We start from the raw sequence: 1,565 nt of genomic DNA, 5'->3' as shown, positions 1-1,565 counted from the left end.
CCTCTGTAACGCCCTGTTAGGTCATGGTTTTTAGTCGTTCAGTTTCAGAATTCGTTTTAGATTCACAGCGAAAATCGCCATTGCCCCCTGCAGTTCCATACCTAATAGACCCGAGGATGTGGCTACATCGTATCCGTGTCTGTGCTTCAGTTCACTGTTTTTAGCTTCAATTTTGTATCGTTCCTTAGCCTGTGCTTTGAAACCTTCACTTTCTTGAAAGGCCATTTGCTCGGAATGTTCGTCAGACTTTATGCTGACGGAGTAACTCTTCGTTTTGGATCCTTCCTTGTAGCAACCTTCCCGAAGAGGACAACGTTTGCACTTCGACACATCAAAATAATATGTCGTCACCTGGTTCTTGCCGACGCCTTTTTTCCCTTGCCGCGCTTTCCGCGTCGCTAAATGACCGGCTTTACACACATACATACCTGCGTCTTTGTTGAACTCAAACTCGTCTTCTTTTTTTCGGTTTCCTTGAGTAACCACTGGGTTTAGTTTGGATACTAAATCAATATGGTTTGTCTTGCTGTAGATGAGATTTTCCTTTTCCGAGTACGCCATATCGCCGATCACCGTTCGGACTTCCATGCCTGCAGCTTTACTTTTTTCAATCAGTGTTTGCAACTGTTTGCCGTCGTTCTTTTCACCTGTTGTTACGATGGCTGCTGTAATGATGCGTTCCTCCGTCATGGCTAGATGTGTCTTGTACCCAAAAAACGAAGAATCCGCACTTTTGTGTCCGATCCGCGCATCTGGATCTTCCGAAATACGCATTTGCTCCACGTCATCTTGAACGGTTTCCTTCAACAAGTTGAGGGGCTCCTGAAGTTTGGGGACGAACGGGATGCCGAGCTCATTTTCTACGGTATGGATGAGCTTTTGGCAATAGCTAAGCTCATCTTTCAAATCGGCATTGGTATTTTTAGCTGGAAGTTTGCCTCTTACGTTGTCGTCTATCATATAGAGAGCTTTACGCACCTTACGTGCTCGATCCTGCAAGATTTCTTGGGGAGACTTTTGGTTGTAGCGCGCTTTGGTGTGGGTGGCATCGACAATAATAGCCTTACTCTTGAGAATTCCCTTTTCGATGGCAAGTTGCACGGTTTTCTCAATCAGCAAATCCAGCAAATTCATGTCTTTTAAACGAAGTTTTCGAAATTTGGTCAAGGAACTTGAATCCATAACAGGGTCTTCCGGGGCCATTCCCAAAAAATATTTGAATGACATGTCATAACGAGAACGTTCAACAATGTCGACATCGGACAAATCGAATATAGCCTTCAGCATCAAGTATTTAAACATCCGGATTGGATCGATGGCATTACGACCGTTATCGAGGCAGTAATTGACCTGAAGTTCTTCGTATATGAATGAAAAATCCACGAGTTCATTAATTTGTCGAAGCATATTATCTTTGGGCACTATCAAGTTATAGAGTTCGGTATAAGGACTTAACACCAAAGTCTGCTGTTTTTGGATCACTCGGCTCACCTTTTTCCCATGATACCTAAAAGTATACAAGAAAAAAGATGTAGTTCCCTCAATTTTTTGAGAAAACTACACCT

Annotated in this window: 1 protein-coding gene; it reads right to left on the bottom strand. The window is 43.2% G+C overall.

Features of this window, described 5'->3' with window-relative positions; all coding sequences use genetic code 11:
- Positions 1 to 30: 30 nt before the first annotated feature.
- A complete protein-coding gene (locus GC093_RS07700; protein WP_171651294.1) occupies positions 31 to 1,482 on the bottom strand; it encodes an IS1182 family transposase in 1,452 nt (483 codons plus the stop codon).
- Positions 1,483 to 1,565 lie beyond the last annotated feature (83 nt).

The organism is Paenibacillus foliorum (assembly GCF_013141765.1).
In the GTDB taxonomy this organism is placed as follows: domain Bacteria; phylum Bacillota; class Bacilli; order Paenibacillales; family NBRC-103111; genus Paenibacillus_S; species Paenibacillus_S foliorum.
This window is presented reverse-complemented; position numbering and strand designations above follow the sequence as displayed.